The organism is Sphingomonas sp. (assembly GCF_024508665.1).
Classification (GTDB): Bacteria; Pseudomonadota; Alphaproteobacteria; order Sphingomonadales; family Sphingomonadaceae; genus Sphingomonas.
The window spans coordinates 920,001-933,484 of the sequence record NZ_JANINP010000006.1 but is presented as its reverse complement, the minus strand read 5'-3'; the positions used below and the strand labels follow the sequence as shown (position 1 = coordinate 933,484).

Genomic DNA, 13,484 nt, shown 5'->3' with positions numbered 1-13,484 from the left:
CCCTCCCTCTCCCAAAGGGAGAGGGAATTTTGCCGATTCGCTCCCCGCGCTTCGCCATGATACGCTCCTCCAAAACCGGCCTTAGCCGGGCGCGGGAGGAGAGAACCTGATGCAGCAATTGAGCGCGCAGGATGCGTCGTTCGTCTATCTCGAAACCCCGCACACGCCGATGCATATCGGCTCTGTCGGCATCTACGATCCGTCGACCGCGCCCGGCGGGTTCGTGCGGTTCAAGGACATCCTCCGCTTCATCGCCAGCCGGTTGCCGGGCGCGCGCAGTTTCCGTCAGCGGCTGGTCCGCGTCCCGTTCGACGTCGATCATCCCTATTGGATCGAGGATCCCGAATTCGACCTCGAATTCCATGTCCGCCACATCGCGCTGCCCAAGCCCGGCGACTGGCGCCAGCTCTGCATCCAGGTCGCGCGGTTGCATGCGCGGCCGCTCGATCTGTCGAAGCCGCTCTGGGAATTCACCGTGGTCGAGGGCCTCGACAATATCCCGGGCCTGCCGCCCGGCTGCTTCGCGCTCGTCTCCAAGGTCCATCATGCGGCGATCGACGGTATGTCGGGCGTCGAGATGTCGGCCGCGGTCCACGATCTCGACCCCTCGATGGCGGCGCCCGACAAGCCCGACACCTGGCAGCCGGAGAACATGCCGCGCGTCGCCGACCTGCTGACCCGCAGCTATTTCAACAATCTGCTCCAGCCGATGCGCATCGCCGAGACGATCGGGCGGTCGCTGCCCGGCATGGCCAAATTGGTGGTCCAGGCTGGCAAGGGCGATGTCAGTCTCAGGAACACGCGCCCCGCGCCCAAGACGCGGTTCAACGGCAAGGTGTCCGCCCATCGCGTTTGGGACGCGGTGCCGTTCAAGCTCGCCGAGGTCCGCGCGGTCAAGGAGGTGATCCCGGGAGCGACGGTCAACGACGTCATCCTGACCGTCGTCGGCGGTGCGCTCCGCACCTATCTGCTCGACAAGGGGGAACTGCCCAAGGAGACGCTGACCGCGATGGCGCCGATCTCGGTGCGGCAGGAAGGCGAGAAGGAAGCGCTCGGCAACCTTGTCTCGGCGATGGTGGTCGGGCTCGGCACGCAGATCGCCGACCCGCTCGAGCGGCTGCGCTTCGTTCATGGCGAGGCGGTCAATTCGAAGGCGATGACCAATGCGGTCGGCGCCAAGAACCTGGCCGATTACAGCCAGTTGATTCCCTCGGGCCTCGCCGGGCTCGGGGCGCGGCTCTACACCCGCGTCGGTGCCGCCAACATGCATGCCCCGGCCTTCAATTGCGTCGTGACCAACATCCCGGGCCCGCGCGTGCCGCTCTATTTCTGCGGCGCCAAGATGCTGGCGATGTACGGCACCGCGCCGGTGTTCGACAGCATGGGGCTGATCAACCCGGTCTATTCCTATGGCGACACGATCGCGGTGTCGTTCACCGCCGACCGCGAGATGCTGCCCGACCCGGACAATTACGCGAAGGCGTTGCGGGAGTCGTTCGAGACGCTGAAAGCGGCGGCAACGCAGCCGGCCGCCAAGCCTGCCAATGAGAACAAGCCCGCGCCCAAACCCCGCGACGCGGCAAAACCGCGCACGGCGGCCAAGTCCAAGCCCCCTGCCAAACCCGTCGCCAGACGGACCCCTCGTGCCACAGGAGCGAAATGATGGCGAAGAAGGTCAAGGACGCAATCGATAAGGGCGCCAAGCGCGCCAAGGACGCGACTGACAAGGCGGCCGCAGCTACCAAGAAAGCCACCGATCGCGCAGCCAAGGCGACGAAGGAAGCCACCGACAGGGTTGCCGGCGGTGCCAAGGCGGCCGCCGATCGCGTCGAGGGCGCGCGAGAGTCTCTCAAGAAATCGGGCGAAAAGCTGAAGGCGTCAGGCGAAAAGATCGCCAAGCAGGGCTCGGCGGTGAGCATGAAGATGCTCGAACATGCCGAGGAGAATACGCGGCAGGCGTTCGCCGCGATGCGCGCCGCGGCGGCGGCGAAGAATCCGGCTGAAGTAGCGAAGATTCAAGGCGACTATCTCAAGCAACAGGGTGCGCGAGCGCTGGCCCATGCGCGTGAGGTCGGGGAAATGATCCTGCAATTCGGCCGCGAGGCGATGGGCGAAGGGAAGAAGTAGGACAGAAAAGCCCCTCCCCTGAAGGGGAGGGGCTTTTCTCCTCACTTGCTATCAAGCATGCCCCGCGGACGGATACACCAACGCCCTGAGCCCCGTGCGTTCGAACGGGTGCCAATCGTCCTCCGCCTGCGCCAACCGGTCCGCGACCGCATAAAGCACGCTGGCATTGATCCCCAGGCCGCAATGGCTGCCATAGACTTCGATATTGTCGCTGGTCGGGCCGATTTCCTCGCAGCAATTTTGCCACGCAACCACGCCGTCGCCGCGCGAATAGATGGCGGTCGAGGGTACCGGAGGCGGTGACGACACCTCGTTCAGCTGCGACCGGGTGTGATCGTCGTCGACCTTTTGTCCGGTCAGCATCTCATAAGCGCGCCAGACGTTCGACGCCTTGGGACTGCCAGAAAAAGGCGAGCCCAGGGTGATCACCTGGCGCACCGCGTGCGGAATGCGCTTGGCTGCCAGTCGCGCCATCACTCCGCCCAGGCTCCACCCGACCAGGCTGACTTTCTTGCCGGTCGCTTCGTGCACCTGCAGAATGCGCGCGACCAGCTTTTGTCCGTGGCGACCGATCGCCTTGGGGCCGAGATTGCGGCCGAGCTCCCAGGCATGAGCGTCATAGCCATGCCCCTCGAGAAAGCCGCGGAGGATGGCGGTCGATCGGTCGGTGGTGACGAATCCCGGCAGCACCAGCACCGGGTGTCCGTCGCCGCGAGGTGCGGTAGCGAGCAGCGGCGCCGCCCAGGGCAATGCGCCCAGTTCGGCGAGCGCGCGCGGCAATTCGGTCAGCGCGAGGAGCGCCGAGGGCGCTTTGGTCTGGATATCGGTTTGTTGCATGGTGTCTTTCATCCGGTGACTACGCACCGCCCCCCTCATTCGATCCCGGTCGCGGCGTGCAGCGCCGCCACGCGTGCAGCGTCGTAACTCAGGATCGCGACGTCGTGGCTGCGTCCATCAGTGCCGCGCACCTGATCCTTGAGCATCGCCTCGGCCCGGAAACCCACGCCTTCGAACAAGGCGATCGACCCGGTCTGATCGACCGTCATCCGCGCGACGAGCTTGCTCAGCCCGCGTTCTTTCGCGATCATGAAAATACCCTGGAGCAGGTCGCTGCCCAGCCCGGCGTTGCGCCGTCCAGGCGCGACCAGCAACCGCACTTCGCCGACATGCGCGCTCCAGCTCAGCGGATCGCGGACCAAAGCGGCGGTCGCGACGATCTGACCATCGTCCTCGGCGATCAGACTGTCGATCTCGCTTTCCTCGATCGCCTTGAGCCAGGCAGCGACGACGCGCGGCTCACGCACGTCGCGACTGAGGAACAGCAGGTCGTGTTCGGGCAGGCCCCGTGCAAAGGCGACCATCGCATCGGCGTCTTCAGGGCGGAAACGGCGGATGGCATGGCTCATGTCGATCGCACTCCAAGCCACTCCACCAGATTGGGCCATAGCCGCTTGATCGCGTTACCGCCCGCGACGAGGCTGACATGCCCGCCCTTCAACACGATCTCGTTCTTGTCTTCGGAGCCGATCATGCCGATCAGCGGCGCCGAAGCGGCGGTCGGGACGATATGGTCGTGTTCGGCGGCGACGTGGAGGAACGGCACCGTGATGCCGCCGAGATCGACGCGGCGTCCACCGATCTCCAGCGTTCCTTCGAGCAATTCGTTGCCCCACATCAGCTTCTTGGTCGTCTGACGGAAATATTCGCCCGCCAGCGGCAGGATATCGGCCGACCAGCGGTCGAACATGCGATACGACTTCACGAAGTCGTCGTTCCAGAGGTTGTCGTAGAGCCGGATATTCCCCGCCGCACGCTGGCCCGGGCGCAGCATGTCGAACGCCGTGTAGAGATAATCGCCCGGACAATTGCCAAACGTATCGACCAGCCGGTCGACGTCGAAGAAGCGGCGATCGGCCCAGCTCTGGAACATCTCCATCTTGGAGAAATCGACCGGGGTGGTGAAGGTGACGAGATTGGCGAGGCCGGCATCGGGATGGAGCGCGGCCCAGAGCAGCGACAGCACGCCGCCGAAGCAATAGGCGACGACGGTGACGTCGTCCTCTCCGCTCTCCTGCTTCACCCGCGCTACTGCGGCGGGCAGGAAATCGAGCACGTAGCTTTCGAGGCTGAGGCTGCGCTCGTCGGCGCGCGGCGCGTCCCAGTCGAGCATGAAGACGTCGAAGCCCGCGTCGAGCAGATATTCGACCAGGCTCTGGCCCGGCACCATGTCGAAGATGTAACCGCGATTGGTCGTCGCCATCACCAGCAGCAACGGCACGCGGTACACGTCATCGGTGCGCGGGTGATAATGATAAAGCCGCATCGTGCCGCGTTCGATCAGCACGTCCTTGGGCGTGGCGCCGAGCGTGGGCCCGCTGGTCTGGAAATAGTCGAGCCCCTTGAGATTGCGCTGCATCGCGCGTTCGAACTCGCGCGCGGCGTTGTCAGCGATATCGAAGGCGGCGGTCGCCACTCAGTAATGCTCCGGCGAAAGCGGGAGTCCGGGGTCCCAAGCGACCCGCTCGTTACCCTGAATTCCCGCGTTCGCGGGAATATGGGTGGCCAACAGGGTCAGCTCTTTTTCTCCGGCGGCTTGCGGGTGCGGCTGGGCTTGGGCCGCGCGGGTCGTTCGGCCTTGCCACCGAGCGCCGCTTCGATCCGTCCCAGCTGATCCTCGATCCGCGCCAGGCGGCCGGACAGATCCTCGATCTCGGCACGGCTCGGCATGTTGGCGGCGGCCAATGCGCGCGTCATCATCGCGCTGATCGCTTCCTGCGTGCTCATCGACGCGGCGGTGGCGCCGTGCATCGCACGGGTGAATTCGTCGGAGCGGGCGTAGTCGCCCCCGACCTTATTGGCCATCCTCTCCCATTCGCCCAACAGCTCGCGAAAGAACGCGGCCGGATCGGTGCTTGTCATGGCGGCATCCTGAGTCCGGTTGCCGGTCAGGTCAAGCGAGCATTTTGCTGCGGGTTAAGGTGCAGCATCGACTTCTCCCCTCCCTGCAAGGGAGGGGACGGGGGTGGGTGGCGAGCGTAGCGAGCTCCCTTCGGTCGCACCCACCCCTAGCCCCTCCCTAGAAGGGAGAGGAACGGAGTCACTTCGGGCAGGCCGCCCCGCTCTCCACCCAAGCCTTGGTCAGTTCGCCGAACTCCGCCTGCGTCCCCGGCGCGGGGACCCGCCCCGGGCCCGGATTCCAACCCCAACCGACCAGCTCATCCTTGCCATTATGATCGATCAGTTGCTCGAGACTGAGCCCGCCGTTCTTGGTCCGATCCTTGATCACCGCGCAGATCTGCCCGAGCGTCAGGCCCTGCCAAGCCATGCTGCGCGGCGCCAAATGCCATTTGGGATTGCCCGGCACCGACCCGCCGCCATTGCCGAACGGGGCATTGCGCGGACCATGACATGTCGCGCATTCCATCCCCGCGGCACCGAAGCCATCGGGTCCGCGCGTCACCGGCGGCGCGTGGAGCAACATCGCATCGCCCTGGGTCGGGCTGTCGGTGCGCGGATGGCAATTGAGGCAGCGCGGCGACATCAGCACCTTGCCCATCTCGGTGAAAATCGCCGCCGAGCGCGCGTTCCGGTCGGCAATGCCCGCAAACGCACTGGCGGGCTTCAGCCCCGACGCTTCGCCGCCATGCGCGATCGACAGCGGCAGGATGATTACCGAGGCGATCAGGGTGATGACACCGAGCCGCGGGAGCGAGATCATCGTCATGCCTTGCCTCCCGACGCAGCCAGATTGGAGGGATGCGCGAACGGCAGCCGTTCGACAACCTTGCCGGTCAGCCGGCGCCAGGCATTGGCGACCGCGGGTGCGGCCGGCGGTAGGCCCGGCTCCCCGATCCCGGTCGGATCCGCGGTCGACTTGACGATCGCGACCTCGACATCGGGCATCTCACCGATCCGCAGGGATCGATAGGTGTCGAAGTTGGATTGCTGCACCGCACCGCCCTCGCCCAGGGTGATATCGGCATAGAGTGCGTGGCCGAGGCCGTAACCGATCCCGCCTTCGACCTGCGCGCGCATGACATTGGGATTGATCGGCACCCCGCAATCGATCGCCGCCCAGATCTTGTGCACCTTGGGCAGGCCGTCGCTGCCGGCCGACACCTCGGCGATTTGCGCGACGTACGATCCGAAGCTCTTGTGGAAAGCGACCCCGCGAGCACGGCCCGATTTGGCGCCGAGGCCGCCGGCAAGCTCGGCGACCCGCTTCAGCACCGTCTTGGCGCGCTCCTCTTTCATCAGCCCGAGCCGCGCCTGGATCGGGTCCTGCTTGCCGAGCTCGATCAGCCGGTCGAGGAAGGTCTCCATCACATAAGCGGTGTGGGTGTTGCCGACCGAGCGCCACCACAAGGTCGGCACGCCATTCTTCATCACGTTGACGCCGACGCGGAGATTGGGGAAACCATAGGCCGATTTGGTCAGCCCCTCGACCATCGCATCGTCGAACGGCTCCTTCGCATCGAAGAACATCGTGCCGATCATGAACGACTGGCCCGTGGTGATCGTGTCGAGCGCGACGATCGCACCCTTGGCATCGATCCCGCCGCGCACCTTGTGCACCATCAGCGGACGGTAGCGGCCGCCGGTGATGTCGTTTTCGCGCGTCCACATATGCTTGACCGCCTGGGTACCGCCGAGCGCCTTGACCGCCTGGGCGGATTCGACCGCGTGGCCCATGTCGGGCGTAGCGCGGCGGCCGAAACTGCCGCCCGCATATTGTTCGTGCAGCGTCATGCCCTCGAACGGCACGCCGAGCACGCCCGCCACCGCGCGTGTATCGCCGACCTGGAACTGGCTGCCGCACCAGAAATCGGCACCGCCCGCCTTGGGTTCGATCACCGCATCCATCGGCTCCATCGGCGCGTGCGCCAGGAACGGGAAGACATAGGTCGCCTCGATCGTCTTGGCCGCGCCGGCCAGCGCCTTGGCGGCATCGCCATTCGCCTCGCATTGCGTGCCGGGATTGCCGGCCTGCGCCAGATAGTCGCGCAGCATCGCCTCGCTCGAGCGCGTCTCGGCCTGGCTGAGGTCCCAGTCGACATTGAGGGCGGCGCGGCCCTTCATCGCCGCATAAGTGTCCTTGCCATAGACCACGACACCCTGCGGGATGGCCTTCACCGCCACCACGCCGGGCACCGCCAGCGCGGCCTTGTCGTCGACCGATTTCACCTTGCCGCCGAACGCGGGAGGATGCTGGATGACCGACACCAGCATGTTGGGGCGCTTCACGTCCATCGTGAATTGCGCCGCGCCGGTCGACTTGATCAGGCTGTCGATCTTGGGGATGTCGGTGCCGATCAGCGTCCATTGCTCGGGAGTCTTGAGCACCGGCTTGTCGGGCACCGGCATCGTCGCGGCGGTGGCGGCGAGATCGCCGAAGCTCGCTTTCTTCGCGCCATGGCTGACGACGCCCTTGGCGACCTTGATCTCGCTCGCCGGTACGCCCCAGGTCTTGGCGGCGGCCGCGACCAGCATCGCGCGCGCCGCGGCCCCGGCGTTGCGCATCTGCATCCAGCTGTTCGCCATCGCGGTCGAGCCGCCGGTGCCCATCGTGCCGAAAGCGAGGTTCTTGTAGAGCGGGTCGTTGGCGGGCGCGAACTCGATCCGCATCTGCGCCCAGTCGGCGTCCATCTCATCGGCGACGATCGTGGTCAGGCCGGTTGCCGGCCCCTGGCCGAATTCGACATGCTTGATGACCACGCTGACCGTGTTGTCGGGCAGCACCCGGACGAAAGCGTTGGGAGCGAAGGTCGGCCCGGCGGGCGCCATCGCCTTGGCGCCACGCATCGGCAGCACCAGGCCGAGTACCAGGCCGGAGCCGGCGAGGAACTGGCGGCGGTCAGTGGCGAGCGCGGTCATGCCGACACCTTCGCGCCGGCTGCGGCATCCTTGATCGCCTGGCGGATGCGGACATAGGTCGCGCAGCGGCAGATATTGCCCGCCATTCCGGCATCGATATCGGCATCGGTCGGCCTGGGTTTCTGCGCGAGCAGTCCGATCGCGCTCATCACCTGGCCCGACTGGCAGAAACCGCATTGCGGCACATCGATCGCGACCCAGGCCTTCTGCACCGCCTCGGCGATCGGACCCGAGACGCCCTCGATCGTCGTGACCGTCTTGCCCGCGACCGTGTCGATCGGCGTCACGCACGACCGCCGGTTCTTGCCGTCGAGATGGACGGTACAGGCACCGCATTGCGCGATGCCGCAGCCATATTTCGTGCCGGTCAGCCCGGCATGATCCCGGATCACCCAGAGGAGAGGCGTGTCGGGATCGCCGTCGAACGACATGTGCTTGCCGTTAAGGAGGAATTCGACCGCCATACCACCGTCTCCCTGGTGTTTGCCAGGAGAGGTTAACGCTGTAACCATCCCCCGCCAAGCGTAACCTGTTTTTAGGTCCCCGCCGCTAAGCCGGACGGCCATGGTCCAACTCCGCTACCCGCTGGTCGACCCCAATCCGCCGCGTCTCAGCGAGCATCTCGGCGTACTGACGCGCGTCGAGCAATCGGGCATTTATTCCAACAACGGGCCGGAACTTCGCGCATTCGAGGCGGAAGCGACCGATCGCTTGTTCGGCGGCCAGGGCGCCTGCCTGGGCGTGGCCAACGCGACCCTGGGACTGATGCTGGCAATTCGCCAGGCGGCGGGGCGCGAGCGCGGCACAGGCAAGCTCGCCATGATGCCGGCCTTCACCTTCGCCGCAACCGCTCAGGCCGCCGAATGGTGCGGGCTGACCCCGCTGCTCGCCGATATCGATCCGGGCGACTGGTCGATGTGCGCCGCCGCCGAGGAGCGCCTGCTCCAGAGATATGCCGGCCAGGTCGCGGTCGTCGTGCCCTATGCGACCTTCGGCAATGCGATCGATCTCGACCGCTACGCCTGGATGATGCGGCGGCACCAGGTCGGCGTCGTCGTGGACGCCGCCGCGTCGCTCGGCACGATCGATGCCGACGGCCAGGGATTCGGCGCGGGCGCGCCGTTCCCGATCGTCTATTCGCTTCACGCCACCAAGACCTTCGCGGTCGCCGAGGGCGGGTTGATCCATTGCGGCGACCCGGCGCTGATCGATGAACTGCGCGCGATGGCCAATTTTGGCTTCGCCGGCAGCCGCTCGGCAGTCCTGCCGGGAATGAACGCCAAGATGTCCGAACTGGTCGCGGCGATGGCAAGGCTCAAGCTGGCCGAATTGAACGCCGTGGCTGGACACCGCGCGGAGGTTGAGGCGAGCTATCGCGAAATGCTCAATGGCATGACGCTGCAGGCTGTCGAAGGCGATCGCCGCGCGCTCCAGTTCATGCCGGCTTTGCTCCCCGACGGGGTCGATCGCGACCGCTTCGTCGCCACGCTGGCCGCCGACGGCATCGGCTGCGGTAGCTATTTCAGTCCGCATCTCGGACAGCAGCCCTGGGTTCGCGATCACGCCATTGTCGGTTCGACGCCGGCTGCGGACCATGTCGCCGATCGCATCGTCTCGCTTCCCATTTCCGATCGCATGACCACGGCCGATGCGCGCCACATCGCGGCGCGCGCCAATGCGGCGATCTGTGCGCAGGGCGTCCCCGCGAGCGCACGCGCTGCAAAGGTGGACGCGATGCTGATCGTCGGCGGAGGTCCGGCCGGCACCGCGCTCCTCACCGCCGCGTCGAAACAGGATCGGCTGTTTGCGCTCGTCCGTGCCGGCCTGACCATCGTCGAACGCGACGATGCGCTCGGTGGCGGGCGGCTGGGGCAATATGCGATTTCGTCGGATTCGACCGCCGAGACCTTTCTGTCGGCGGTCAGGGACAATCCCCACCCGGAGGTTGCCGCGCTGATCGATCATCCCGCGGCGCGGCAGGTCGCCAGGTTCGTCGGCGCGCTTGGGGTGCCGTTGAGCGATGCCGGGCCGTTGCTGCGCGTGACCGGCGACCGCCTCGGCGCGATCGTCGCGGCCAATGGCGGCAATGTCGCGACCGGGCACGAAGTGGTCGAAGCGCGACGCTTGCCGCAAGGCGGCTGGGTGACGCGGCTGCGGCGGCTGGCCGATGGCAGCGAGAGCGAGCGGCGATCGCACGGCATCGTGATCGCGACCGGCGGGCACCAACCGCTCGACGATCTGGTGGCGCGCGACGTCGCGGGCGCGCCGTTGCATCGCCTCGCCGACGGTCGGCTGCTCCTGTCGGACGAATTGCTCGCATTGGGTGGGCTCGATCGCGCGGCCGATGTGCTGCGCAGCAAACGCAACCCGAAAGTGGCGGTTATCGGCGGCTCGACCAGTGCGCTCGCCAGCGTCGCGTTGCTGTTGCGCAGCCGCCCAGGCATCGCGTTCGGTGCCGGCGGCATTACCTTGCTCCATCGCCGGCCGCTGCGCCCCTTCTACCATAGCGAGGCCGCGGCGCTGGCGGATAATTTCTCCGATTTCGGCCCCGACGACATCTGCCCGGTATCGGGGTTCGTCTATCGCCTCGGCGGCTTTCGCCTGGAGGCGCGAGAGCTCGTGCTGCGCATGCTGCAGGTCGACGGCCGCGCGCCGGACCCGCGCGTGGCGGTTCACCGGATCACGGACGACGATGGTGAGGCGCGGGCAATTGTCGAGGATGCGGATCTGGTGATCGCCGCCTTGGGATATCGCCCGCGCGCTTTGTCCTTGCTCGAAGCGGACGGAACGCCGCTTTCGCTCGCCGCGCACGCCGGACGGCCGATGGTCGACCGCTATTGCCGCATACTCGACGCCCACGACCGGCCGATCCCCGGTGCGTTCGGCATCGGGCTCGCGGCAGGCTTCGTGCCCTGGGGCCGGATGGGTGGCGAGGCAAGTTTCCGCGGCCAGGCCAATGGCCTGTGGCAATGGCAGAACGATGTCGGTCAGATGATCGTCGATCAGGTGCTCGGCGAGCAACAAAGGGCCGTCGCATGAGCGGCCTGCGGACCAACCCGGCGGTCAGCGTGGTGATGGCTGCTTATAACGGCGCCGCACTGATCGGGGAGACGCTCGACAGTCTATGGGCGCAGATCTTCACCGATTTCGAAGTGATCGTGGTCGACGATTGCTCGACCGACGACACGCTCGCGGTGCTGCGTGCGTGCCCCGATCCGCGCCTCCGCGTCATCGCGGCCGACCGGAATGTCGGTCCGGTGCGCAGCCGCAACCGCGCCTTCGCCGAGGCCCGCGGACGCTATATCGCGGGGCTCGACCAGGACGATATCTGCCTGCCGAACCGGTTGGAACGACAGGTCGCCTATCTCGACGCGCACCCCGATATCGCCCTGGTCGCGGCGAGCGCGGCGATCCTCGAGGACGGCGCAGTCACGTCGAGCATCAAGTCGCCGGTGACGACGCCGCGGCTGGTCGAATGGCTGTTGTGGATCGAGAATCCCTTGGTCTGGTCGACCGTCATGCTGCGCCGGGACCGCGTTTCACCCGCCGTCGAGTTCACCCGGCCTGATTACCTCTATGCGGAGGATTTCGACCTCTATCATCGCATGGCACGTCGGGGAGGCATCGCGCGGATCGACGATCCGTTGCTGCTTTACCGCAAACATGGTGCCGGCGCGTCGCAGCTTTATGCCGAGACGATGAGCAGCAATGCTATGCGGGTGCTCGCGGAAAGCTATGCGGCCGAAGGGTTCGACGATGCCGAGGTTGGGGCCAAGCTCATCATCGAGCATCTGATGCGCGCCGTGCCCGTCTATGACCGTGCGACGTTCGAGCGGCTGGGCCGCACGATCGGCGCGCTGCAGGCTCATTTCATCGCCACGCGTGAGGTCGACGCGGAAAGCTTGCGGATGATCCGCTGGGAATCGGCGTTGCGCTGGGGCCGCGTGGTTCGTGCCGGGCTCAAGGCCGGTACGATAGGGCTGATGGCGGCGATGGCGGTGCGGCCTGACCATCTCGGCCTGGGCTATTCAAGCATGGAGGAACTGCTCGGCTCGCGGCTCATCGGCGGTGCGCGAACGGCTGTCCGGAAGGGCCGAGCCGCGTAGGACGACGTCCGGGCGAGACGGCGCCATACTGCTTGCCATTGGACGCGCCACACGCAATGCCTTGTCCGAGACAGGAGGGGGCAACGTGTCGAACCGCACCGGCGGTGCCGATCTGATCGGACCGCTTACCAGCATCCGTTTCTTCGCCGCGTTCGCGGTGGTGCTCTACCATTCGGGGGCGGCGTTCGCCGCCGCCAGCCCGCACATCCCCATCCCACTCAAGACATTGCTGTTGAACGGCTATCTTGGCGTGACCTTCTTCTTCGTGCTGTCGGGCTTCATCCTGCACCTGACGTATCGCGGCAGGATCGCGACGTCGAAACAGGTGACGAGGTTCGGGGTCGCACGCTTCGCCCGGCTCTATCCGGTCTATCTGCTCGCCGTCCTGGCGATGCTGCCATTTGCGACGCTCAAGGGCTGGGCGGATGTGCCGCAATTCCTGCTGCTGCATTGGTGGATCCCCAATGGCGCGTTCGGCTGGACCGACTGGAACATGCCGACCTGGACCCTGTCGGTAGAATTCTTCTTCTATCTCTGCTTCCCGTTCCTTTCGCGCCTGGCGGAAAAGCTGGGGAACGGCTCGCTATTGGGGCTGACAGCGGCCCTCCTGGTATTTGCCGCGGTCACCGGCAGTTCCGCACTGATCGACAATCAGTACGCCTTGTTCGCCTGGATGAAGTGGACGCCGGTGCCCTTGCTTCGCCTGCCCGAATTCCTGATCGGGATGTTCGCCGCCGAACTGCACCTGAGGGGTTACAGAGTGCGCATCCCCGCCTGGCCCATCGCCTTGCTGTTGCTCGCAGGCCTGGCCGTCGCCACGACGCCACGCATCGCCGCCTTCGCGACCGCCCTGTCGGCGCTGTTGATCCTTGCGATTGCCGGCGACCAGCACTCCCGCTTCGCCCGCGCCCTGAGCGCTCGTTGGCTCGTGCTATTGGGGGCTGCGAGCTATGCTCTGTACCTTATGCACCAGCCAGTGCATTTCGCGGTGCTCACGCTGTTGGGATCGTCCAAGGCGATGGTCGCCTTGCAATATCCGATCCTGATCGCCGGATCGGTCGCGCTGTTCCTGTTTTACGAGGAGCCGGTCCGGGAATGGATCCGAAAGCGGGCGGCGATGAAGCCGTCGATCGGCGAAGAGATTGCGGCACATCCGGTGTAAGAAATCGGCGCCGACGGTGAAACGTCCGCCGGGCTGGCGCAAGTTCCGGCCAGTACTCGTCACACGGCAAACCGCTGGAGGTCCAATTGCGGATATCCCGATTATCGGGCATTCTTAGCGCATGACCCTGAAGCGAAACCGTACTCCACAGGAGAAGAAGGCGCTGAGCCTGAAGAGGGATTGCCGGCAATCCTATTTCGCCAGCGGACAAAAGG

Annotated in this window: 13 protein-coding genes (1 of these 13 only partly in view); 6 read left to right on the top strand and 7 right to left on the bottom strand. The window is 66.0% G+C overall.

The features are described 5' to 3' along the window. Positions 1-109: 109 nt before the first annotated feature. Positions 110-1,663, top strand: coding sequence for a wax ester/triacylglycerol synthase family O-acyltransferase (locus tag Q0L25_RS13285; RefSeq protein WP_296614972.1), 1,554 nt, complete (start codon positions 110-112; stop codon positions 1,661-1,663). Continuing rightward, positions 1,663-2,127, top strand: a complete 465-nt coding sequence (locus Q0L25_RS13280) for a phasin family protein (RefSeq protein WP_296614970.1) — start codon at positions 1,663-1,665, stop codon at positions 2,125-2,127. The genes Q0L25_RS13285 and Q0L25_RS13280 overlap by 1 nt, the downstream gene beginning before the upstream one ends. A gap of 51 nt (positions 2,128-2,178) precedes the next feature. Here the strand turns inward: Q0L25_RS13280 and Q0L25_RS13275 are convergent, their stop codons facing one another. The 7 genes from Q0L25_RS13275 to Q0L25_RS13245 all read right to left on the bottom strand — a co-directional run bounded on the left by Q0L25_RS13275 (position 2,179) and on the right by Q0L25_RS13245 (position 8,465). Then, entirely contained in the window at positions 2,179-2,964 is a 786-nt protein-coding gene (locus Q0L25_RS13275) for an alpha/beta fold hydrolase (protein WP_296614969.1), read from the bottom strand. Positions 2,965-2,999: 35 nt separating this feature from the next. After that, positions 3,000-3,533 carry a GNAT family N-acetyltransferase gene (locus Q0L25_RS13270; protein WP_296614966.1) on the bottom strand — a complete coding sequence of 178 codons (534 nt, stop codon included), beginning with the start codon at positions 3,531-3,533 and terminating at the stop codon, positions 3,000-3,002. Continuing rightward, positions 3,530-4,600, bottom strand: coding sequence for an alpha/beta fold hydrolase (locus tag Q0L25_RS13265; RefSeq protein ID WP_296614964.1), 1,071 nt, complete (start codon positions 4,598-4,600; stop codon positions 3,530-3,532). Before Q0L25_RS13265 ends, Q0L25_RS13270 begins: the two co-directional genes overlap by 4 nt. A 98-nt stretch (positions 4,601-4,698) precedes the next feature. Continuing rightward, positions 4,699-5,046, bottom strand: coding sequence for a poly(R)-hydroxyalkanoic acid synthase subunit PhaE (locus tag Q0L25_RS13260; RefSeq protein ID WP_367184135.1), 348 nt, complete (start codon positions 5,044-5,046; stop codon positions 4,699-4,701). A 178-nt stretch (positions 5,047-5,224) separates the two neighbouring features. Then, a complete protein-coding gene (locus Q0L25_RS13255) occupies positions 5,225-5,851 on the bottom strand; it encodes an Isoquinoline 1-oxidoreductase subunit (protein ID WP_296614962.1) in 627 nt (208 codons plus the stop codon). After that, positions 5,848-8,001, bottom strand: a complete 2,154-nt coding sequence (locus Q0L25_RS13250; protein ID WP_296614961.1) for a molybdopterin cofactor-binding domain-containing protein — start codon at positions 7,999-8,001, stop codon at positions 5,848-5,850. Before Q0L25_RS13250 ends, Q0L25_RS13255 begins: the two co-directional genes overlap by 4 nt. Continuing rightward, a complete protein-coding gene (locus Q0L25_RS13245) occupies positions 7,998-8,465 on the bottom strand; it encodes a (2Fe-2S)-binding protein (RefSeq protein WP_296614959.1) in 468 nt (155 codons plus the stop codon). The genes Q0L25_RS13250 and Q0L25_RS13245 overlap by 4 nt, the downstream gene beginning before the upstream one ends. A 100-nt stretch (positions 8,466-8,565) precedes the next feature. Here Q0L25_RS13245 and Q0L25_RS13240 point away from each other — a divergent pair, with 100 nt between their 5' ends. The 4 genes from Q0L25_RS13240 to Q0L25_RS13225 all read left to right on the top strand — a co-directional run. After that, complete coding sequence (locus tag Q0L25_RS13240; protein WP_296614957.1) at positions 8,566-11,040, top strand: DegT/DnrJ/EryC1/StrS family aminotransferase; 2,475 nt, start codon at positions 8,566-8,568, stop codon at positions 11,038-11,040. Next, positions 11,037-12,107 (top strand): glycosyltransferase, encoded by a 1,071-nt coding sequence (locus tag Q0L25_RS13235; protein WP_296614956.1) that lies wholly within the window; start codon positions 11,037-11,039, stop codon positions 12,105-12,107. Before Q0L25_RS13240 ends, Q0L25_RS13235 begins: the two co-directional genes overlap by 4 nt. A gap of 85 nt (positions 12,108-12,192) precedes the next feature. Continuing rightward, positions 12,193-13,269: an acyltransferase gene (locus Q0L25_RS13230; protein WP_296614953.1), complete on the top strand. Its 1,077-nt coding sequence runs from the start codon at positions 12,193-12,195 to the stop codon at positions 13,267-13,269. Between the two features lie 121 nt (positions 13,270-13,390). Further along, a protein-coding gene (locus tag Q0L25_RS13225) for a hypothetical protein (protein WP_296614951.1) crosses the window boundary here: on the top strand, positions 13,391-13,484 show its start. Its footprint extends 263 nt past the window's final position; 94 of the gene's 357 nt are visible here — the first part of the coding sequence; the start codon lies at positions 13,391-13,393; its stop codon lies off the right edge, out of view.

What these genes read in the sequence shown, in the direction of transcription:
- Q0L25_RS13285 (WP_296614972.1), top strand. Translation starts at nt 110, where the DNA reads ATGCAGCAATTGAGCGCGCAGGATGCGTCGTTCGTCTATCTCGAAACC.
- Q0L25_RS13280 (WP_296614970.1), top strand. Translation starts at nt 1,663, where the DNA reads ATGGCGAAGAAGGTCAAGGACGCAATCGATAAGGGCGCCAAGCGCGCC.
- Q0L25_RS13275 (WP_296614969.1), bottom strand. Translation starts at nt 2,964, where the DNA reads ATGCAACAAACCGATATCCAGACCAAAGCGCCCTCGGCGCTCCTCGCG.
- Q0L25_RS13270 (WP_296614966.1), bottom strand. Translation starts at nt 3,533, where the DNA reads ATGAGCCATGCCATCCGCCGTTTCCGCCCTGAAGACGCCGATGCGATG.
- Q0L25_RS13260 (WP_367184135.1), bottom strand. Translation starts at nt 5,046, where the DNA reads ATGACAAGCACCGATCCGGCCGCGTTCTTTCGCGAGCTGTTGGGCGAA.
- Q0L25_RS13255 (WP_296614962.1), bottom strand. Translation starts at nt 5,851, where the DNA reads ATGACGATGATCTCGCTCCCGCGGCTCGGTGTCATCACCCTGATCGCC.
- Q0L25_RS13250 (WP_296614961.1), bottom strand. Translation starts at nt 8,001, where the DNA reads ATGACCGCGCTCGCCACTGACCGCCGCCAGTTCCTCGCCGGCTCCGGC.
- Q0L25_RS13245 (WP_296614959.1), bottom strand. Translation starts at nt 8,465, where the DNA reads ATGGCGGTCGAATTCCTCCTTAACGGCAAGCACATGTCGTTCGACGGC.
- Q0L25_RS13240 (WP_296614957.1), top strand. Translation starts at nt 8,566, where the DNA reads ATGGTCCAACTCCGCTACCCGCTGGTCGACCCCAATCCGCCGCGTCTC.
- Q0L25_RS13235 (WP_296614956.1), top strand. Translation starts at nt 11,037, where the DNA reads ATGAGCGGCCTGCGGACCAACCCGGCGGTCAGCGTGGTGATGGCTGCT.